Genomic DNA, 21,573 nt, shown 5'->3' with positions numbered 1-21,573 from the left:
GACTCCCATAGAAGTCCAAGTCACTTATCCAAACAATGTAGCTGTGGAATAAATATCTATTCTTTTTTACTGTTAATAGCAAAGAGGGCAGCTGACAATGCTAGGCTGATTCCTGCTAGGAAGAGGGCTGTATCAGACTGGTCTTCTCCTGTTTCTGGGAGTGTCTTCTTGCTTTCTTCATTTTTCAGAGTATCTTTGATTTCTGATGTCTTTGTATCAGCTAGTGGAGCTGGTGTCAACTTATACTCTGGTTTCTCAACAGTTGGTGCTGGTTCATCACCTGCTGTACCTAGCGGGCCTGTGTACTCTGGTTTTTCATGTACAGCTGGCTCAACTCCATTGACGCCACCGGTGTATTCTGGCAATTCGTGAACCAAGGCTTCAACCGCATTGGCTCCTCCCTTGAACTCAGGAACTTCATGTACAGCTGCTTCTACTGCATTGACTCCACCCTTGAACTCAGGAACCTCATGTACAGCTGCTTCTGCTGCATTGACGCCACCCTTGAACTCAGGAACCTCATGTACAGCTGCTTCTGCTGCATTGACTCCGCCTTTGAATTCTGGTACTTCATGTACAGCTGCTTCTGCTGCATTGACTCCGCCTTTGAATTCTGGTACTTCAAGAACTGGTGGTTGCTCTTCACCCTTGCTGTTTGTAGGAGCGTCTGGTTTCGGAGCAGAATCTTTTAATTGATTGAGATAATCTGCAAAGTATTTCACCATTCTTTCCGTCAAGAGATGATTATCCGTCGCATATTTCATGCTCGCCTGAACTCCAGCCACTTCCTCTTGATTTTCTTTATCTGTCAATTTTTGAGCCTTAGCTAAAGCCGCTTCATAGCCGGACATGTCAAGCGGTGTTTCTGCTACCTGTGGACGGGTAAAGATGAGTTCCGCTGCAGATTGGTATTTATCTCCACCATCTCCGTATGTCTTGGTTCCCGTAAGGACAATTTTCTTAGCCTTGATTGTCTTGCCAAAGTTAATGTCTTTTGGCTTATTATTATCAGGCCAGTCCGTCGCAGTGAAGGTATGTTCTTTACCAGACTCATCTGTGACAACCAGTTTCACATCACGCAAGTTACCATTCGATCCTGAGCCACGTGGAACATAGTGAAGTCCTGTAATTTCAGTAGGTTCTTTCAAGACCATGGTGGCAGGCTTGCCTACATCTCCACCATTCCAGGATGTATGCCATAGACTAGATACATTGCCATCAAAAGCATTCTCTAGGCCTTCACCTGGTTGAGCTGGCGCATCCAAACTTTCAAAGTCTTCTGCTACCAAGGCTGTCTTCTTCTGAACCAAAGCATTCTTCAAGGCTTCAATCTTGGCAATCTCTGCACGCGCTTCTTCCACGCTAATGTCATCATCTGCCTGACTGAGGTTAAAGACCGCCTCTTTCAAAGCATCCATAGACTCTTTCGTATAGTTGGTCATGGCAACCGTTGGCAAGTAGTTCTTCAGAGCATTTTCTGTCAACATCTTACCTGTTAGGGTAATTTCTTCGATTTGAAGATTGTCCATCATGAAGTCGTTATAACCACGGAAGTTAGCATTCCCACCAGAATCACCACGAGTATTGCTTGCATTTCCAGTTGAGTAGATACCTACCCAAGTATCGCCTGTTTCTGCACCTGTCACGAGGAAGGTTGCCTTCTTGGCTTTCTTAGAATCCGTCCAAGTATTTGGCAATTCATGCATTTCCAAGTTGCTTGCTTGAGTACCACGACGACCTGACTCGAATTCTCCCTTACCGACTACAAAGGCATAGGTATTGTCTGATCCTGCTTCGTATTCAAAGGTTACACGGTAGGTCTTACCAGCTTCAAAGCGGAAGTTTTGTGGGATGGTTTGGTAAACCAAGTTACGACGGCTAACCAGTCCATTGGTCTTGAGTGACCAATTTCCATCGATAACATCATCAACTTTCTTACCGTTCCAACCACGTTGTGTATATGGATCATGCTTTTCAGACAAGTGAGTGCGGTTGTCTTCAACACCTTCGACACCACCCACTACGAATGGGAAGATACCCTGAGCAACATTTTCAAAGTCTTGTTTGAAGGTGCCTTTACCTGTATCATGGTTTTCTCCGTACATGCTTGAATTATTTTCAAAGGTACGAATTTCATCAAAGTAAGTTGCTTCATCACCAGCTTCGCGACTCAAAGTAAGAGTAACATTTGATACGTCAGATCCAGTTGTAAAGAAGGCGTACATGTTTTGGAAGTAACTTGTATTGTCAACTGTAGCATTGTCACGACGATTGTTATGAGCATAAGCCTTAACATAGTTGAGAGCGAGAGACTTATTGGTATAAGTAGTCACTTCTTTTTCACCAGTATTTACTGTGATACTTGCCTTAGCATTACTACGGTTATCAACACCGACATAAACAGCATACTTGGTATTTGGTTTCAAACCAGTTAATTTCTGAGTGAGGCTGACCTTGCTCTTATTGCCTTGGATACGGAGCATGTCGTTTGCACCTTGAGACTTGACAATTTCTGCCTTAGAAGCATCACCTGAAATGGTCCAATGTTTCAAGGTACCGCTGTTAAATCCTTGGTCATAGATATGCATGCCTTCGCTCCATGACATTTCAGGATTGCTTTGTTTCGAACGGTAAAGAACGTATGGTTGATTAGATAGAAGGTCTAGCGTAATCTTACCATCTGTTACAGTTAGTTCCTGCTCTTCTGTCTTACCTTGATCAGTTAGCTTGTAAAGGTAAACCTTGCTCTTTGCCCAATCGCTCGGAAGGGTCCAAGTTGTTGCACCAGCTTGCGTATTGAAGTAGTACATTTTTTCCTTATCAGTAGGAAGTTTCTTACCATTCGCATCCCAGTTCCAAGGAGTCAAGTAAGCTGAACCATCTTGGATCACACGTCCGTTGAGCGTTACTGTACGTTCACGGTATTGTGGGCTATTGACATCATTTGACTTCCGAGTTACAACCACTTTATTATTGTCAGCATCTACCAATTCCACTCGCATTTCTGGAGTCCATTTATAGGTGCTACCGTTGTCAGTCATGGTAACTGGTGTACCATTTTCCCATTTACTTACAGTGAAGTGTTGGAAATACTTAGTCATGACATCATGAGCAAAGAGGTTGGTCACATAGCCATTGTAGTCGCTTCGTCCTTGCCATCCTTCAAAGTCCTTCATGCTATAGCCACCTAGAAGTGGGTAGTCTGCAGCACCACCGTAACTTCTGTAATCCCCTACCCAAGCATCTTTTTGGTGGTTACGGATAAAGCGCGTGATGGCACTGTTGATACCTTTGTTAGTGTAGCCACCATAGGTCAAGTCAGCTGCCCAGTGATGGAAGGTAGAGTCGTACTCACCACCATGGCCCCACTCAATCGCAAAGCGCCAGCCTTGTTTGTTGATTTCTTTAGCGAGAACGTGGGTAGCCCAGGCACCGTTGTCACCTGATTGGCCATTGCCCCAAACGTCCACATAGATAAAGTCGAGACCTTCACCAAGTTTATTCTTCAAATCTTCCCAACGTGCCAAACGACCATGAGCCAAGTCATAGGCCGCATCAATGTTGATACCTTGGTCTAGCCAGTTCCAACCATAGCTGTAGCTACCATCTGGATTCTTACGAAGAATTTTTTCATTGAAGTACTTAGACTCAGGATAAGTTTCAGAAGCGTTGACGTGGATACCTAGATGAGCACCATATTTCTTAGCCTTCTCAATCAGGGTCTTGAAGTCTTCAACACCACCAATGCGTTTACCAATATCAGCATAGTTCAAGTGACCAGAGTCATGTCCCTCACTACCATATCCTTTAAGGAGAACACCCTGCCCAAGACCATCTGTATGGAGATTAATCTTCTTGATACCATCCAGAGTCATGAGGAATGGGTTTTGTGCTTGTGAACCAAAGTTCATCGCGATGCGGTAAGCTGTGATATCCTTGACTTTTTCCCAACCTTGAGGGTTGTTCATGATGCTACGATAAGCAATGGCTCCATCCTGCCAGTCGACTTTCTTATCCGCATTGGCATCTTCAGTGATAACAACCTTGGCACTTGGAAGTTCCTTAGTGTATTCTGGGAAGACAATGCCCTTATAAGCTTTTTCCCATTGCCATTCAGAACTATGAATTCCTACATAGTTGGCATTTCCGACTGTTTCCTTGTAGGCTGTCAAGCGAGTCCAGTCATAAGAACCCCCACCGTAGCTGTTTTGAGAGTTACTCCAGACACCTGCAGCCAGCTTATCTGTAGAAACAAATCCATACATGTAACCCTTGGCCAAGTCTTTCATTGGATTGGTTACATCGATATGATCATCCCCGCTGACATGGGTATTGTTTGACATAGTTGCCCCATCAAACTTAGCACCAGCTTGATCACTTGACACAGAGACTAAAGCATTGCCAAGGAAACTAATAGAAGAAAGCAGTTTTCTTTCATCATCAATCTTTTGACCTGGAGTAACTTGATTGTGGTTGACAATCTTGGTCACATCAAAGTGCAACTGATTATCCACAACCTGCAAACGAACCGTCATGTCCGCATTGATTAGATTTTTCTCATCACGGAGTTTCATCAAGTACTCTGCAGTTGTCTCGTTGATTTTTTTGTAGGTAACTTCAGGTGTGACTTCGTGTTTGTTGATAAAGACTTTATTGAATTGTTGGACTTGTCCTGGTAAGGTATGCCCGTTCAAACTGTATTCTTTAATACGTGGGAAGGCTTGGTCAATCACTGCTTTGAGGACCTTAGACTGGATCGTGTCATAAGTCACCTTGCTATCATCAATTTCAGGACCTGTTTCTTTTTCAGCAGGAGTATCCTCTGTTTTTACCCCCTCTTGGTTATCCGTTTTAACGCTAACAACTGTTCGCTCATCGCCATAGGAGCCTGCCTTGAGAAGAATCTTCTTCTCATTTTTAAGATGATCATTGACCGCAGCTGGTAGAGTTACTGTATCAAAGAGCTTCACATCATTATTCGTTGCATTGAGCTGACCATCTGACTTGAGGGTAATTGATAGGCGGTTAATTGATCCTGTCTCAGGCGCTGCTACACGCCCCCCCTTATACCAGGTGCTATCGGTTGGAGATTTATACTCCCAGAACCAGCCATCTTTGTCATAACCAACAAAAACATTGTTCTTGGTATCTTTAAATTTCAAGAAGACACCAAAGCGTGATTTGCCCTTTTCAGAATCATCTTTGAAGGTTAAATCAACCGTCGCATTTCCATTAGCATCAACTGTCAATCCTTGTTTTTCAAACAAGGCTGGTTTATCGCCATTGTCGTTCTGTGCAGTTGAAGACAATTGATTGTAGCGGACACCTTTTTCTTCACGAACCGTAACTGTTCCCTGTTGTTCTTTTTTCTCTACTGTTTGCCATTCAGCTGTTACTTTTTCAGTTGTTTCAGGTTTAGCAGCTGCAGGTTTGTCCTCTTTTGGTTTGTCTTCGGCTGGTTTTTCTTTCTCTTCCAAGTCTGCAGGTTTGACACTTGAAATTCCCTTCATGTGATCTTGGATCCATTTCAATTGAGCAGGTGAGAAGAGAATACCACCACTCCGTTGGCCAACAACTCCATTTTGATGAACACCGACTAGTTTGCCTTCTGTATCAAAGATACCACCGCCACTAGCACCCGGTTTCCCTCCTTGATAACCGATTCCTTGGACACCTTCTCCATATGGTTCTGCAAAATCAACTGTAGTATTGACAATCGGATTCAATTTCCCTTCTGGATAACCAAAGACATGGAGCTTATCTCCGATTTTCTTAACTACTGGCTTTTTGGTTACTTCAACAGGCGTATTTTCCAGAACAGTGCGCAATCGAACAAGGGCTAAATCATTCTTGTAACCTTTTAGGAAACCTTCACGATCCCAGTGAATAATGTCTTTTTTACTAAATTTAACATCTGGTAAGCCTGGATAGGAAATGCTATAGATATCCCCATCCCCCTTATCATTATCAACAACCTTGCGATTATTACCATCTGGAACGTCTTTTATAAAGTTATGTGAAACAGTTAAAACCAGATTTTCGCCAATGACAATCCCACTACCTTCACCTGATGGTGTCTTGATTTTGACAGTTGCTCCGTAGTTTAATTCACCATTCTTTGTTTTAGCTACATCTTCTGGAACGAGATTCTCAGTATCTTTAGCTAATTGATCCTTATCAACTTCTTTCCCTTTATCTTCAGCCTTATCTAATTTGCCCTCTAAGCCTTCTGGTAACTTATCTGAACTAGCTGATTTTTCTTTTTCAAGTGCTAATAGTTCTTCTTCTGTCTTAGGCCCATCCGTAACTTCTGGAGAACCTTGGTCTTCTCCTGCCTTAGGCGCTTCAAAATCACGCCCATCATTCTCTTTTGCTGTTGCAAGAGCAGCAGCTAGGTCCGCTGGTAAATTCGCTGTGGAGCCAGACTGCACGCTATCTGCAAGAACTGTACTTGTCCCAAAGAATGCAGCCCCAATCATAACAGAAGCAACACCTAATGAAAATTTCCGAATACTATATTTACAACGTTTTTCAAATAATTCTTTATTCATAAACTCCTAAATCCTTTCATTTTTGAGTAAGCGTTTACATTTCTTTTTTAAAAAATACTCCTTCCTCTGAAAGTGCAGTGCTTAACCCTGATAAATAAAAAATAATTATGCTTTTAATATAACAAATAATAACTAAGAAAGCAATAGGAAACAAGTAAAATTAACAAAAATTTTCTCTATTCTGACAAAAAGAGGCTCCAAATTTAGAATCTTTCTTTACAAATGTAAAAAAGGATTCAGCATTCAAGAGAAATACTAAATCCTTTCTTATATTCTGCAACAGTTATTTCACATGTTTTGCGAGATCTTCTTGAGCCTTTTTATTCGACTCTTCTTTTTCTTTCATCCATTTTTCTTGGGCTTTTTGATATTCTTCTGTTGTCACGGCCTTGTCTTGTAGATCTAGGTATTTATACAAGAGGGCTTCGCTCGTACCCTTGTTACCTGAGTAAGCAAACGGAAGAGTAAATGGCACCATCTTAGACAACATTGGACGACCAGTTTTAGAAGTTGTTGGGATGAGCAAGGCACTGTCGGTCAACCAAGCTTGGGCAGCAGCATATTTTTCATAACGTTTTGAAACGTCAGTAGTTTCTTCCCCAGCTTCCACAACCATTTTTTCATAATCTTCCAAACCAACCTGCTTAGCCGCAGCATTGTTTGTTCCAGAGTCAAATCCTAGGTAAGTCTTCGTATTTTCTCCGACAGATGGTTTGATGATATCAAGGTAGGTAGATGGATCCGCAAAATCTGGAGACCAACCAACGTTATCTGAGATATCCCAATCTTCACCAGCAGCAGTCTCAGCAAAGTAAGTGATGTTCAAGACATCATCTTTTTGAAGTTGTTGGATATCCACAACTACATTATCTGTTCCCAAAGTTGCTTCAAGTGACTGTTTCAAAGATTGCACACGTTGAACTTTCGTTGTGTTTGTTTGGTCCACAGGCATATCCAAGTGGATTGGGAATTTCACACCTTCTGCTTGAAGAGCTGTCTTAGCCTTGGCGAATTCTGCTTTGGCTTTTTCTGGATTGTAGAGACCATCTTGGGCATCATCCAAGTTCACGTTGCTCCACTCGTCACCGTATGTCACCAATTTTTCTTTGACCAACTCACCAAAGTTTTTGCCATCTGCTTGAACAAATGTAGGTGGAACAAACAAGTTACGAAGCAGTTTAGTCGCACCACTTGCACCGTTTACTTGAGAGGCATAGGCAGTTCTATCAAAACCAAAAGCAAGAGCTTGACGGAAATCTTTGTTTAGAAGAGCTTTCTTGGTTGATGTTTTTTCTTCATCCGTTGTCTTAGAAGTATACTTATAAGACTGGCGATCAATATTCGTACCTACTAAATAAGTAGTCGAATCCTGTTGGGTATAAACGATGTTATCTTTAAATGATTTCTCAATCTCTGGGTAGCTCGCGCTTGTTGGGAAGAGACGTGCCATAGTAAAGCTTCCATCCTTGAAGGCTTCAGCCGGTTTGTTGGTATCTTGACCATCCCAGAATGATAATTTAACCTTATCGATATGGACATTGTCCTTATCCCAGTAGTTAGGATTTTTCGCAAATTCAACAGAAGATTTGGCTACAATCGATTTGAGCAAGAATGGCCCATTGTATAGGATGCTACTTGGATCTGTTCCTTTAGCGAAATCATCCCCTTTTGAGTTCAAAAACTCTTCGTTAACTGGAGCCATTACCCCCATTGTTGTCTTAGAATTCCAGAAGCTTTCTGGTTTGTTCAAAGTGTACTGAACTGTCTGATCATCCAGAGCCTTAATTCCTACTTGTGAGAAATCTTTGATTTCCCCTTTTACATAGGCATCCAAACCTTTGATCGATCCTTGTACAAGGTAAAGAGCATCTGATTTTTTATCAGCAGCATACTTAAGTCCTGTTACAAAGTCTTGAGCTTTGACTGCCGCGTATTCTTCACCTTCAGAAGTATACCATTTTGCATCCTTACGGATAGTATAAGTGTAAGTCAATCCATCCTTGGATACAGACCAATCCTCAGCCATAGACGGCACAAAGTTCCCGTAGCGATCATTTTCTAGCAAACCATCAACCACGTTACTGGTAATATCTGCTGTCGCAGCCTTACCAGTTGTCAAATAGTTCAGGTTGTCAGGGTCTGTTTCATAAATGTATGAGAATGTCTTCTCTCCTTTAGCGCTCGAACCTGATCCAGAACATGCAGCTAAAGTAGTCGCCGCCAATAAGGTCACACCCGCAAGGGCAAATAGTCTTGAACTTTTCATCATTTTCTCCTTTAAAACTTTCTATCTATTATAGAACCTTTTCAGAAAGATGTTAACAGAATTTTCAGAATTTTTGTGTTAATTTGGTATATTCTGAAAAAATTGAAAGTTTCATAATGAAGTTAGCCATCTGGGTGTAGAAAAAAGTCTCATATGACCTATAATAAAAGGGACAAAACTATCAACATGATGAACTCAATCTTTCAGACTTTTTTAGGATAATTCTTAAGGAAAAAGATAAAATTATCAACGCCCTTGAACTACCCTACTCAAATGCAAAACTTGAAGCTACTAACAACCTCATCAAGGTCATCAAGCGCAATGCTTTCGGCTTTCGAAACTTTGACTATTTTAGAACTAGAATCCTCCTCGCTTTGAATATCAAAAAGGAGAGAACCAATTCGGCCCTCTCCAGGGTATGACTTTTCGTTAACCCACTACAGTTGACAAAGAGTCACAAAAATTTTACCTTTTTCTCCAAACCATCTTGTCTACAATGCCTGTATAACTCTGTATTATTTTAACAACTTTAGTAGAGACATTTTCCTCCATATAGTCTGGAACTGGAAGACCATAATCTCCATCTTCATGTAAACTAACAGCAATTTCAACTGCTTGGAGGAGAGATTTTTCATCAATTCCTGCTAAAACAAAGCCTGCCTTATCCAAGGACTCAGGACGTTCTGTACTAGTACGGATACAAACAGCTGGGAACGGATGTCCTTGACTAGTAAAGAAACTACTTTCTTCTGGTAAAGTTCCCGAATCAGACACAACAGCAAAAGCATTCATCTGCAAACAATTATAATCATGAAATCCTAGCGGTTCATGCTGAATCACACGCTTGTCTAATTCAAAACCGCTCTCTTTTAACTTTTTCTTAGATCGAGGATGACAAGAATACAAGATTGGCATATTATACTTTACAGCTAGTTTATTAATAGCTGTAAAGAGCGAATTAAAATTCTTATCTGTATCAATATTTTCCTCACGATGCGCTGAAAGTAAGATATACTCTCCTTTTTCCAATCCCAAACGTTCATGGATATCTGACGATTCAATAGCAGCTAAATTTTTATGTAAGACTTCTGCCATAGGAGAACCTGTCACATAAGTTCGTTCCTTAGGCAAACCACACTCATGTAAATACTTGCGAGCATGTTCAGAGTAGGCTAGATTGACATCTGAAATAATATCCACAATACGACGATTGGTCTCCTCTGGCAGGCACTCATCCTTACAGCGATTCCCTGCTTCCATATGAAAAATTGGAATATGCAAACGCTTCGCTGCAATAGCTGATAAACAAGAATTTGTATCCCCTAAAATCAATAAAGCATCTGGTTTGATTTGATTCATCAATTTATAAGAAGTATTAATAATATTCCCTATAGTAGCACCAAGATCATCTCCAACAGAATCCATATAAACATCTGGAATCTCTAGACCTAAATCATCAAAGAAAATACCATTTAGATTGTAATCATAGTTCTGTCCGGTATGTGCCAAAATCACATCGAAATACTTACGACACTTAGTAATAACACTACTTAGACGAATAATCTCTGGACGCGTCCCCACAACAATCAATAACTTAAGTCTGCCATTGTTCAAGAAACGAATATCGCTATAATCTGTTCTAATCTTCATTTATTTCTCCACTGGTTCAAAAAAAGTATCTGGTTGGTTAGGATCAAAGGATTCATTAGCCCACATAACCGTAACTAAATTTTCTGTATCAGAAAGATTAATGATATTATGAGCATATCCTGGTACCATATGTATAGCTTCAATCTTGTCTCCGGATACTTCAAAATTGAAAATAGGATATTCTTGTCCATTCTCATCCAACCCTATTCGTCTTTCTTGGATCAAAGCACGACCTGACACAACCATAAAAAATTCCCACTTAGAATGGTGCCAATGTTGCCCTTTGGTGATGCCAGGTTTAGAAATATTGACAGAAAATTGACCCGCATTTCTCGTTTTTAATAGTTCCGTGAAACTACCTCGTTCATCTATATTCATTTTTAGAGGGAACTTAAACTTATCTACTGGTAAATAAGATAAGTAGGTAGAATACAATTTCTTTTCAAAAGATCCTTGAGGAATTTCAGGCATAACTAAACTATCAGGCTGTTTTTTAAATGTTTCTAATAGAGTAACAATCTTTCCTAAAGTTACACGATAAGTCGTTGGTACATAGCAGTAATTTCCTGATGGGCTGGGTAAGATTTGTAATCCATCTAGATTACATCGATGAGGATTTCCTTCCAATGCGGTTAGACACTCTTGTATCAAATCATCAATATACAGCAACTCCAATTCTACACTTGGATCATTTACTTGAATAGGTAAATCGTGAGCTAGATTATGACAGAAAGTTGCTACAGCAGAATTGTAGTTAGGACGGCACCACTTCCCATAAAGATTAGGGAAACGGTAAACTAAGACATGTGCTCCCGTTTTCTTTCCATATTCGAAGAAGAGTTCTTCTCCAGCTAGCTTAGATTGTCCATATACCGAGTTTGAAAATCGGCCTTCTAAACTAGCTTGAGTAGAACTCGAGAGTAGAATAGGACAAGTGTTTTCATACTTTTCTAAAATCTCTAATAATCTACTGGAAAAACCGTAATTTCCCTCCATGAATTCATCAGAATTCTGAGGACGATTGACACCAGCTAAATGGAATACAAAATCGGCCTTCTTACAATATTCATCTAATAAAATAGGATCTGTATCACGATCATACTGAAAAATCTCTCCAATCTCTAGATTAGGACGAGTTCTATCTCGTCCATCCTTCAAAGCTTCCAGAGTAGAGATAAGATTTTTTCCTACAAATCCTTTAGAACCCGTCACTAAAATATTTAATGGCATATTTTTTCCTCCATATACTTAATCTCGCTGAAAAATATCTCTTGTATAAACTTTTTCTAGCACATCATATAAAGATTTTTCCATCCGATTGGCAACAATCACTTGACTGCTAGACTTAAAAACTTCCAAATCATTAATCACCTGATTCCCAAAGAAAAAGCTATGATCCTCCAAAGTTGGTTCATAGATAATTACTTCTACACCCTTGTCTTTTAAACATTTTATAACACCTTGAATTGATGATTGACGGAAATTATCCGAACCACTCTTCATAGTTAAGCGGTAAACACCTACTATGATTGCTTGATTACCGTCTGAAAGGTCCATCGCCTTTTCCAAAATACGATTAGCAATAAAATACTTGCGAGTGCGGTTACTTTCTACAATAGCTGTCATTATATTTTGTGGCACATCATGATAATTCGCCAGTAACTGCTTACTATCTTTGGGCAGACAATAACCCCCATAACCAAATGATGGATTGTTATAATGACTACCAATTCGTGGATCCAACCCTACTCCGTCAATGATGGATTTGGTATCCAATCCCTTCATCTCAGCATAGGTATCCAATTCGTTAAAGTAAGAAACCCGCAAAGCCAAATAGGTGTTGGCAAATAGCTTGACTGCTTCTGCCTCTGTTACACCCATAATTAAGGTCTCAACATCAGGGTTAAGTGAACCCTCCTGCAAAAGAGTTGCAAAACGCTCAGCCTGAGCCACCTGTTCCGTATCTCTTAAATCTGCTCCAACGATGATTCGACTAGGATAGAGATTATCATAAAGTGCTTTAGACTCTCGTAAAAATTCAGGACTAAAGAGAATCTTAGCTTGCCCAAAACGTGTTCGGAGACTCTCTGTATATCCCACAGGAATCGTGGACTTTATGACAATTGTTGCCTTCAAATTAACTGCAATAATCTGCTCAATAACTTCCTCCACAACAGATGTATCAAAATAATTTTTTTTACTGTCATAGTTAGTTGGAACAGCAATTATGACAATGTCAGCCTCCTGATAAGCTTCATTACCATCTAATGTTGCAACTAGGTCTAGTTCCTTTTCCACTAAATAAGCTTCAATATCATCATCCTTAATGGGAGATTGGCGGCGATTGATAAGCTCTACCTTTTCAGGAATAACGTCTACCGCTATAACCTTATGATATTGCGCTAAGAGAATTGCAATAGATAAACCCACATAACCTGTCCCTGCTACTGCTATTTTCATAGGATACCTCACTGATTTAAAGTTGCTAATTCTTCCCTAATATAGGGTAAATGTAAGAGTTTTTCCTTGACCTGCTCGACATTCCATAATTCTGTATTACTACTGTTAAACTCTGTTAAGGGATTGCGTTTAGCATCCCCTTCATTAAAATACTTATCATAGTTAAGATCTCGATTATCACTAGGCACACGATAGAAACCGCCTAAATCAATTGCATTCGTACATTCTTCATTAGTCAACAACGTTTCATACATCTTTTCACCGTGGCGAATACCGATTACTTTAATATCTTGATTAGGTGCAAAAAGTTCCGTAACAGCTTGCGCCAACACTTCAATGGTGCAGGCTGGTGCTTTCTGAACTAAGATATCTCCTGTTTTCCCTTTTTCAAAGGCAAAGAGAACTAGGTCCACCGCTTCTTCTAAGGACATAATAAAACGAGTCATACTAGGTTCCGTAATCGTTATAGGGTTCCCTTGCTTTATTTGCTCAATCCATAGAGGAACCACAGAACCACGACTACATAGAACATTGCCGTAACGAGTTACACAGATTTTTGTCTGATCTTCTTTCACCGTCCTTGACTTAGCAACAGCAATCTTTTCCATCATAGCCTTAGAGGTTCCCATCGCATTAACAGGATAAGCCGCCTTATCTGTAGAAAGGCAGATGACTTGTTTTACTCCAGCTTCAATAGCTGCAGTGAGAATATTTTCAGTTCCTAAAACGTTAGTTTTGACTGCTTCCACAGGAAAAAATTCACAAGAAGGAACTTGTTTTAATGCAGCCGCATGAAATACATAATCCACACCGATCATAGCATTTTTAACAGAAGCTAAATCACGCACATCTCCTAAGTAAAAACGTATCTTATCAGCTACTTCTGGCATTTTTGCTTGAAACTCATGACGCATATCATCCTGTTTCTTCTCATCCCGTGAAAAGATACGTACCTCCGAAATATCTGTTCCCAAAAATCGTTTGAGAACTGCATTCCCGAATGAACCTGTCCCCCCTGTAATAAGGAGAGTTTTCTTTGTAAACATAGTTACTACTCCTATCTATAATAATGTTCAATATAATGCTTTTTCAATAAATTTAAAGCCTAATAACATAAAAAATAACGAACTACCATATTTTTCTGACAAATAATATTGGTGAGAGTTTTAACATACACCTTATCCAAAAGAAAAGCTATATTTATTTTTAAAAGATGTGGAAATAAAGATAACATAATCTTTAAATCTTTTGCATCCACCAAATATTATAAACTTTTTTTCACTATTCTTTCTTATTCTTAATCTTAGATTTCAAACGATAAATAATTTCTTTTGCTAACAATTTAATCTTTCTCTTCAACCGATAGCTTACAGTAAGATTTGCCCCCTGGACAAAAGACTCCGTTTCTGGAAAATCTGATAAATCTAATGAATAACCCAAAAGTTCCTCCAAACGTTCTTTTTCAGGTTTAACAACCTTACCTCTAATGATCAACTTTCCTCGATTATAAGGGATAGGTTGGAACCTATCATCCTCTAAAGCATAAAATTTCTCTTTCGTCAGGTAAGTTTTAAAGTTATGATAAATTTCAAATTCCCAAGGAGAGGGACTCCCCTTCATGAGTTGAATCAAGCTCGACTTCTTCCAAATAGCACATTGAAGAGTTGTCTTATAGGGGGCATATTGCGTGCGCCTTATATAATGCTCAGCAATACGCTCAGATGTATTCCCTCCAGATATTTGTGATAAGGCAATACTAGCAATACTTGGATCATCTTCCATCAGCGACAGTAGTCCTTCTAATTCTTCAATTTTAGCTGGTTTTTCTACGATAAAGTCATCACAAAAAACAATGACTCGCTCTTCAGTAACTTGTGCCAAAGTAGTTGCAACACGATCTCCAAAAATTTCTTCCTGACCAATCAAAACCCGTACGCTAGGATCCGTGATTAACAATGGGCCATCTGATGAAACATAGATAGATACCGTATGAGAAATTTGCTGACGCATGGACTTAATGAGGAGATTGACTACCTGCTGATTAGTCTCACAACTAACAATAAATAAAGCACAAGAGGAATTAATCATGACTTTCCTCCAAGATATCCATAATATTTTTTGCTGCCCCTTCTAAGTGGTAATTCTCCATCAATTTTCGATCATAGAGAGCCACCTGAGCAAAATTTAATTTCAGAGCTTCATTCAGCTTACTGGTTAACTCTTCCTTATTCAATTCCTTCATTAGATAGCCATTTTTACCATCCTTTATAAATTCTAAAGCAGCATTACAACGATTAGTAGAAACAATAGGAATGCCTGCTGATAAAGCTTCTACAATAACCAATCCCCAAGTGTCACTATAAGTAGGTAAGACAAAGACATCTACCACTCGCATTAGCTCTAAAATATCAATTTTTTCTAAAAAAGGAATAATATGTATATTAGAGGAAATATCCGTTTCAAAAATTGATAATTCTTCTTTTGTGCCCCCAACCATGATTAGCTGTATAGAAGTCCCCGCTCTCTGTTCTTTCATAAAAGCAAGCAACTCCGAAACTCCCTTCTCTTTTACAAATTTCCCAACAAAAAGCAAGTTTTTTTCTTCTTTTTTTATCTGATACTTGTCAAAGATAGCATCAGAATCTACAACAGCTATTCTTTTTAAATCATCCTGTGAAAGAGTTGAAAATATGTGTCGTTTAATCTTTGCCTTGGGAGCCAATTGTTGTATATAAGTATCTGTTGGGGTATTGGTGCTAAGCACAAACTCCGCTTTTCTTAGAGCAACGGACTTAATTAAATCTAGCAATCTCTGCTTAAGTGAGATATTACTATGATTTATTATACCATCAACAGAAATAGCGTACTGCCGTCCTGTTATCCACATGCCGCTCATCAAGAACATCTTTTCCCACCCAGTATAGCCATCAAAGAACACCATATCCATCTCTTTCAACATTTGAAACGTCTGAAATAAACCTAGTTCTGTGATTGATTGGAGATTGGTGCGAACAGGTCGTAGCTTGACATACTCAGCCTTTACCCCCGCCTCAATTTCATGCACATAAAAAAGAGTAACTTCTGCATGCTTAGCTAGCTCATCTAATAACATAACCCTAAAAGGAGCAATGTTATTAGTAATATAGGCAATTTTTTTCTTCGGCATCTGCTCCTCCTTCCTAATGTCCTAAAAAAAAGCGATCAAATTTTACCTTTATTGAATAAGAACACTTGCTAGATAAAAAGAGCAAACGAATCCGATGTACCATTGGAATATCTGGTGCCAGTAGAATTGGTAATCTTTTTCCTTTATAACGAGCCTCTTCCAAATCCAACTCACGTTGTAATTTAGCTTTTTGATCTACTGTCAACTCTTGATTAAATCGATTTACAAAATCACGACGTATAATCTGACGTATATGGTATTTCTCATTAAAGAGAGCAAAAGTAGATGTCCTTGAAATAGAATTCCCCTCGTGAACGCGATAATAAACTACAATATCCTCAATCAATGAAACATGATCTGCAAAATACTCGATACAGCAACTCCACCAGGTATCTTCATTCGGATAAGTATCTGGTATAGGAAGGATAAAACGGTGCATAGCTTTTGATAGCAATGTCAGTGGTCCACTAAAGTTACGTACGGTATTTTTCTTGGGTAATACCAAGCCATCATATTTAGAAGAATCAGAAACCATCTGCATCCGAGCTCTTAAAGCTACCTTTTCTGCAGGATTCCACTTTTGCGCCTCCTTGATCCACTTTTCAAAGGCATCCAATGGCAATTGGTCATCCGCTCCCATAAAATAGATCCAGTCACCTTTTACATACTGTGAAGCCAAGTTATAAGCTGGCACCTTGCCAATCTTTCCAGGATTCAAAAAAACAATTCGCTCATCTCCCATGATTTTTTCCTGTACAATAACTGCCGTATTGTCTGTAGATCCATCATTAACGATAATCAACTGAAAATCAGTATATGTTTGCTGTTGAATACTGCTAATAGCTGTTCCGATATTTTTTTCTTCATTATAAGCTGGCATAATGATAGAAATCATACTTTTTTCCTACTTTCTAAATATTTTTTAATAAAATCCCATAAGACTGAGTTACCTAGATAGACATAAATAATAGTTGCAACAGTCAAAACCAGCACACCAAATATTACTTCACTTACCAATAGCAATAAGGTAGAGAGGCGTCCTAACAAAAACAGACGTAACCAACCGATGGCTAGATACATAAGACAGGACAAGGCTCCAAAAATAATCACATAACCTAATAATCTTTCAAGAGGAATATCCTTTCGAATAGGATAGGTCTGATAAATACAAATCACTAATTCGGATAAAATGGTGGCTGAAATGGAACCGTACACTCCAAAATAAGGAATTAAGAGAGCATTTAAAACTAGATTGATTCCACTTCCCAACACAATAGCTACTACATACACTTTCTCCATAGAATGAGGTATTAGATATTGATAACGAATCGTTCCACTCCATGCAGCAAGGCAGATATAAAGCGATAAACTAGGCACATAATCTGCCACTGTAGCATAGGAAATTCCAAAGAAGATCCCTACAAAATCCTTAGCAATGGCACTGACCCCAAAAGCTGTAGCTAGTGACAGAGCAATAACTATAATAAAAGACTGATAAAAGAGTGTACTAGCTTCTGCCTTTTTATCCTGACTCAAAAGATGTGTTATTCGTGGAAATAAAATTATATTGAGTGAAGTAATGACTGTTTGTGGAATGTCGGTAATCATCCTACTTGAGTAATACAAACCCACAGCGGTATAGGATGCATAAATTCCCAGCATAACCTTATCCATAGTTTGAAAAAGAGTATCTGCCAAAACAGGGATAAACAGCAAGAGTAACCCTTTATAAGCACGTTGAATTTGTTTGCTATTTGCAAGATAAAACTGTTGCTTCAGAAAAACTGGCAAAAAAAGAGCCAACTGACTGACAAAAATTGTCCCTACCTTTATCAAAGTATAGATGCCCAAATCTGCCTCTGTATGCACAAAGACAAAAATCATGAAGGCTGATAAGACATTAATAATGATATTTCGCACAGCGATTTCACGAAAGCGTTCCAAACCTGACAAGAACCAAGTCATATCAAAGCAAGCAGAAATCACATACAACATCTGAACCCAGTAAATATCCTGATGACTTCTGACAAAAAAAGTCACGTAGAGAAAGTAAGTTACAATAGCTATACCTGCGTTGAGCAGTTGCACCGTCAGCAAGGTACCATACTCATCGTTGACTGCTATCTTATCATGTCTTTTCAGGGAAATCTGCTTGCTCCCATACATACTAATCCCCATCAAGGTAAAGGTGACAAAGTAAGAAGCTACTGTATTAGTATAAGTATAGACACCTAGACGATCTGAAGAAAAAACTCTAGTGACATAAGGAGTGACAATAAGTGGTATGAATAGGGAAAGCAGCTTATTGACAAGATTAAACACATAGTTCCACTTTAAACTAGCCTGTTTCAGAATGCTCACCAACCTTTCCAAGTTGTTTATTTAGAAGGCAACCAAAGACTAACCAAAGGATAAAACTCTTGGCACCAGGTCCAAAGGGTGCATAACCTTCAAATAAGGAATTGACAGTATAAGAAAAAGCCAGAGCCGTAAAGAGTATGTGAAAACAGTGAGGCGACGAACGTTGCCAGAAGGCATAGAACATAGGAGACAAGGCTACGAGAATAAAAGCTGTTCCTACTATATAACCATAATTGAGGAGGCTCTCCAGATAAAAATTATCCATATAATAATAACCAATTCCCGTTAGTTCATATCCTGAAATTTCTTTAGCAAAGACCTCAAAATACACAAAACGGTTGGAGGAAACATAGTCCAAAGTCAGACCAGATGGTCTGTATTCAGACGTCATCTTTAAAAATAGATTATTGATAAAAAAATCATAGATAGCTGGATTGAGCAAAAGCGCACTCACTAAGGTAGAAAGTCCTAATGTCCATCCTAACTTCCGAGTCCAAGAAGTCTGCTGGAACCATATATAAACTAGAGGAAGAGCTGCCGTCGCTAAAAGAACTGCTCGCGACCGCATAAGAATACACATATAAATCAACAAGCCACTGCTAACGAACAGTAAGACTTTTTTCCACATTCCCCACTTTCGGTTATAGATAGAAAAGTTGAGGATAACTGCTGATAAAAAGATAGAGGCTGCCGAATTCTTCGCCCGATAGACATACTCAATATTTGTAAATCTATGTCCTCTAAAATATTGGAAATAAATATCTGCTGAAATCAGCAAAGATACTCCCACAAAGAGCATGGCAAGGATTTTCCAATAACGAATGATCACATCCGCATTCCAATAGCCTAATACCATCACACCTACAGCTAAGTAAAGTTGCTGAGACAAACCGTTAAAGAGATAGGATATTCCCGTAACTATCTCTAGCAAAGCAAGGGAACTAACTAGATAACCTATTATTAATAAAAAAAATAGGAAAGGTCGTTCCAGATGAATCTTTGAAGAAATAGACAGAAATCCCAACAACAACCAGAATGGCATAATTAGAATTTGCGTAGGAATACCGCTTAACTTCCAGATATAGGGAGTCTGTGACAAAATAGATAAGACAATAGCTACAAGTAAAACATACAGACGCAAACTACTGTTGGGAAAATAAACTAATTTCTTTTGGGTTTCCATGTCCCCTCCTTATTGTCATCAAAATATTCATCCATCTTTCTTATTTACGATTATTTCAAAATATGCTAATAAATCACTAATAAATTATACATTTCTGAGGTAGTTTTCAAATTGCCTCTTCCCCGTCTTCCTATTACCAGTTTCTATAATAACATTAATCCTACAAATATTTATATGCTTACTCATCTTTTGGAAATCTTGTACAGGAATCACAAAACTACATTGAGTTTTTTTAACAATTTTTGGGTTTCTCCACCAATTGAACCAATGACAGTTTGCCGTCAGCATATAAAGCCGAAAACTATTATAAACTCCCCAACAAGACTGATGCTTCTGACAAACCAAGGGATATCACATCTATAAACCTATATAAACAGATTCCCGATTTCTAAGAAAGCTTCAGTAACGAGGTACTGACACCATTAATCTATTCTTTATGTAAATTCATTCTTTGGTAACCCTCATGACCTTTTTCATAGTATCGTTGAAAACTTCATTACCATCATGATTTAGAGCCTTAAATTACCAAAATTTCGTAATTTCCTACTATAGCAGAACGCTCGGGTTGGGAGTACTACAAATAATTAATCTTTTCATAAAATATTTTTCCGTTGCAATTAATCCAACTTAGTCTTTACCTCAGCCTCGTCATGTTTTTTAGAACACTACACTCCTAATACCACAAACGGAATTAATCATTAAAACCTTCACGATAGAAGCCCCTCTCTTAAATGATTCTCTAAACTCACCATAAACCTATCCTTCGAAAAGTGCTCTTCATAATAGCAACGTGCTTTTTTTCCTAACTCCTCTTTTTTTTCTATAGAAAGCATACTAAATTCACAAATATTTTTTACCAATTGGTCTACATCCTTTTCAGGACTTATAAATCCACATTGAGCTTCTTCTACCACTCTCTGAGTATCTCCTGAAATCGCCCCTATAATTGGTTTTCCTGCTGCCATATAAGATTGTACCTTTCCAGGCATGGTACAAGAAATTATTGAGTCACCTATTAAAGAAACTAGCATTGCATCTGATTTCTTATAAAACTCAGGCATTTCCTCTACAGAACGCCTACCATAGAATGAAACATTCTCTAACCCTAATGTGCGTGATAATTCTTGCATATTGGATAACTCGGTACCATCTCCAACAAAATGAAAGTGGATTTTTCGGGGCAGATCGGGAATCTTTTCTAACAAACTGGCAGCTTTCAAAATGGTTTCCAAACTTTGTGCTTTTCCAATGTTTCCAGCAAAAGTTAAATCAATAGTATTTTTATTCGTTTTTAATTCATCTGGTAGAAACAAATCCTCTGCATATTGTGGCAAGTAAGCAATGCTGTTACGAGGTATATTAAATTTTTTCACAAAATAATCTTTAAAAGCTAAACTAGTAACAAATATATAATCGCTTGCTTGATATACTTTTTTTGAAATAAATTCAAATATCTTGTAGATCAATCCATTTTCCTTCACCCCACCTACAATTAAACTATCTGGCCAAACATCCATGCAATACAAAAACATAGGTTTGTTATACTTATTTTTATAAGCCATACCAGCCCAAGCCATCATAACTGGAGACAGTTGATTGACAAAGACACAATCAAAATCCGATCCATCTTTTGCTTTATAACGCCCAAATAAAACACCTATCGTAGAGGAAAGAGCAAAACTAAAATAATTCAATATACGGTATAAAGTATTCTTTCTCCTAGCAATTGTGTATGAACGAAAAATAGTAACACCATTTATAGTCTCTCTTCTTTTTTTCCCCTTACGATAATCAGCGTATATTTCCCCCTCGGGATAGTTAGGAATCCCTGTCAAAACAGCCACCTCGTGCCCTCTTTGAACTAGACCCTCACAAATATCTGACAACCTAAAAGGTTCTGGCTTATAATGTTGACAAACAAATAGAATTTTCATTG

Annotated in this window: 12 protein-coding genes and 1 pseudogene; 1 reads left to right on the top strand and 12 read right to left on the bottom strand. The window is 38.6% G+C overall.

Annotation, left to right across the window (positions count from 1 at the left end):
* Positions 1 to 56: 56 nt before the first annotated feature.
* Together B7708_RS04730 and B7708_RS04725 are read right to left on the bottom strand one after the other, a co-directional pair.
* Complete coding sequence (locus tag B7708_RS04730; protein WP_084974120.1) at positions 57 to 6,551, bottom strand: SpGH101 family endo-alpha-N-acetylgalactosaminidase; 6,495 nt, start codon at positions 6,549 to 6,551, stop codon at positions 57 to 59.
* Positions 6,552 to 6,834: 283 nt separating this feature from the next.
* Positions 6,835 to 8,817, bottom strand: coding sequence for a peptide ABC transporter substrate-binding protein (locus B7708_RS04725; RefSeq protein ID WP_084974118.1), 1,983 nt, complete (start codon positions 8,815 to 8,817; stop codon positions 6,835 to 6,837).
* A 192-nt stretch (positions 8,818 to 9,009) separates the two neighbouring features.
* Between B7708_RS04725 and B7708_RS04720 the strand changes: the two are divergent.
* Positions 9,010 to 9,239 (top strand): annotated as a pseudogene (locus tag B7708_RS04720) (transposase); the annotation flags it as partial.
* A 43-nt stretch (positions 9,240 to 9,282) separates the two neighbouring features.
* Here B7708_RS04720 and B7708_RS04715 read toward each other — a convergent pair.
* The 10 genes from B7708_RS04715 to B7708_RS04670 all read right to left on the bottom strand — a co-directional run bounded on the left by B7708_RS04715 (position 9,283) and on the right by B7708_RS04670 (position 21,571).
* Entirely contained in the window at positions 9,283 to 10,467 is a 1,185-nt protein-coding gene (locus tag B7708_RS04715; protein WP_084974116.1) for a UDP-N-acetyl glucosamine 2-epimerase, read from the bottom strand.
* On the bottom strand, positions 10,468 to 11,697 hold the full coding sequence (cps4K, locus tag B7708_RS04710; protein ID WP_084974114.1) for a capsular polysaccharide biosynthesis protein Cps4K: 1,230 nt from the start codon (positions 11,695 to 11,697) through the stop codon (positions 10,468 to 10,470).
* Between the two features lie 18 nt (positions 11,698 to 11,715).
* A complete protein-coding gene (locus B7708_RS04705; protein WP_084974112.1) occupies positions 11,716 to 12,927 on the bottom strand; it encodes a nucleotide sugar dehydrogenase in 1,212 nt (403 codons plus the stop codon).
* Between the two features lie 8 nt (positions 12,928 to 12,935).
* Positions 12,936 to 13,973 (bottom strand): nucleoside-diphosphate sugar epimerase/dehydratase, encoded by a 1,038-nt coding sequence (locus B7708_RS04700; RefSeq protein WP_084974110.1) that lies wholly within the window; start codon positions 13,971 to 13,973, stop codon positions 12,936 to 12,938.
* A 235-nt stretch (positions 13,974 to 14,208) separates the two neighbouring features.
* The gene (locus tag B7708_RS04695; protein WP_084974108.1) at positions 14,209 to 15,015 is read right to left on the bottom strand and encodes a hypothetical protein; all 807 of its coding nucleotides are present in this window, start codon (positions 15,013 to 15,015) and stop codon (positions 14,209 to 14,211) included.
* Positions 15,008 to 16,093 carry a glycosyltransferase family 4 protein gene (locus B7708_RS04690; protein ID WP_084974106.1) on the bottom strand — a complete coding sequence of 362 codons (1,086 nt, stop codon included), beginning with the start codon at positions 16,091 to 16,093 and terminating at the stop codon, positions 15,008 to 15,010. Before B7708_RS04690 ends, B7708_RS04695 begins: the two co-directional genes overlap by 8 nt.
* Before the next feature lie 13 nt (positions 16,094 to 16,106).
* Positions 16,107 to 16,988 (bottom strand): glycosyltransferase family 2 protein, encoded by an 882-nt coding sequence (locus B7708_RS04685; RefSeq protein WP_084974104.1) that lies wholly within the window; start codon positions 16,986 to 16,988, stop codon positions 16,107 to 16,109.
* On the bottom strand, positions 16,985 to 18,454 hold the full coding sequence (locus tag B7708_RS04680; protein ID WP_084974102.1) for an oligosaccharide flippase family protein: 1,470 nt from the start codon (positions 18,452 to 18,454) through the stop codon (positions 16,985 to 16,987). Before B7708_RS04680 ends, B7708_RS04685 begins: the two co-directional genes overlap by 4 nt.
* Complete coding sequence (locus B7708_RS04675; protein ID WP_239822461.1) at positions 18,432 to 19,385, bottom strand: polymerase; 954 nt, start codon at positions 19,383 to 19,385, stop codon at positions 18,432 to 18,434. The genes B7708_RS04680 and B7708_RS04675 overlap by 23 nt, the downstream gene beginning before the upstream one ends.
* Before the next feature lie 959 nt (positions 19,386 to 20,344).
* The gene (locus B7708_RS04670) at positions 20,345 to 21,571 is read right to left on the bottom strand and encodes a glycosyltransferase family 4 protein (RefSeq protein ID WP_084974240.1); all 1,227 of its coding nucleotides are present in this window, start codon (positions 21,569 to 21,571) and stop codon (positions 20,345 to 20,347) included.
* Positions 21,572 to 21,573 lie beyond the last annotated feature (2 nt).

It is taken from the genome of Streptococcus oralis subsp. dentisani, assembly GCF_002096615.1.
GTDB classification, from domain to species: domain Bacteria; phylum Bacillota; class Bacilli; order Lactobacillales; family Streptococcaceae; genus Streptococcus; species Streptococcus oralis_U.
This window is presented reverse-complemented; position numbering and strand designations above follow the sequence as displayed.

What these genes read in the sequence shown, in the direction of transcription:
- B7708_RS04695 (WP_084974108.1), bottom strand. Translation starts at nt 15,015, where the DNA reads ATGATTAATTCCTCTTGTGCTTTATTTATTGTTAGTTGTGAGACTAAT.
- B7708_RS04725 (WP_084974118.1), bottom strand. Translation starts at nt 8,817, where the DNA reads ATGAAAAGTTCAAGACTATTTGCCCTTGCGGGTGTGACCTTATTGGCG.
- B7708_RS04690 (WP_084974106.1), bottom strand. Translation starts at nt 16,093, where the DNA reads ATGCCGAAGAAAAAAATTGCCTATATTACTAATAACATTGCTCCTTTT.
- B7708_RS04730 (WP_084974120.1), bottom strand. Translation starts at nt 6,551, where the DNA reads ATGAATAAAGAATTATTTGAAAAACGTTGTAAATATAGTATTCGGAAA.
- B7708_RS04715 (WP_084974116.1), bottom strand. Translation starts at nt 10,467, where the DNA reads ATGAAGATTAGAACAGATTATAGCGATATTCGTTTCTTGAACAATGGC.
- B7708_RS04705 (WP_084974112.1), bottom strand. Translation starts at nt 12,927, where the DNA reads ATGAAAATAGCAGTAGCAGGGACAGGTTATGTGGGTTTATCTATTGCA.
- B7708_RS04700 (WP_084974110.1), bottom strand. Translation starts at nt 13,973, where the DNA reads ATGTTTACAAAGAAAACTCTCCTTATTACAGGGGGGACAGGTTCATTC.
- cps4K (WP_084974114.1), bottom strand. Translation starts at nt 11,697, where the DNA reads ATGCCATTAAATATTTTAGTGACGGGTTCTAAAGGATTTGTAGGAAAA.
- B7708_RS04670 (WP_084974240.1), bottom strand. Translation starts at nt 21,571, where the DNA reads ATGAAAATTCTATTTGTTTGTCAACATTATAAGCCAGAACCTTTTAGG.
- B7708_RS04685 (WP_084974104.1), bottom strand. Translation starts at nt 16,988, where the DNA reads ATGATTTCTATCATTATGCCAGCTTATAATGAAGAAAAAAATATCGGA.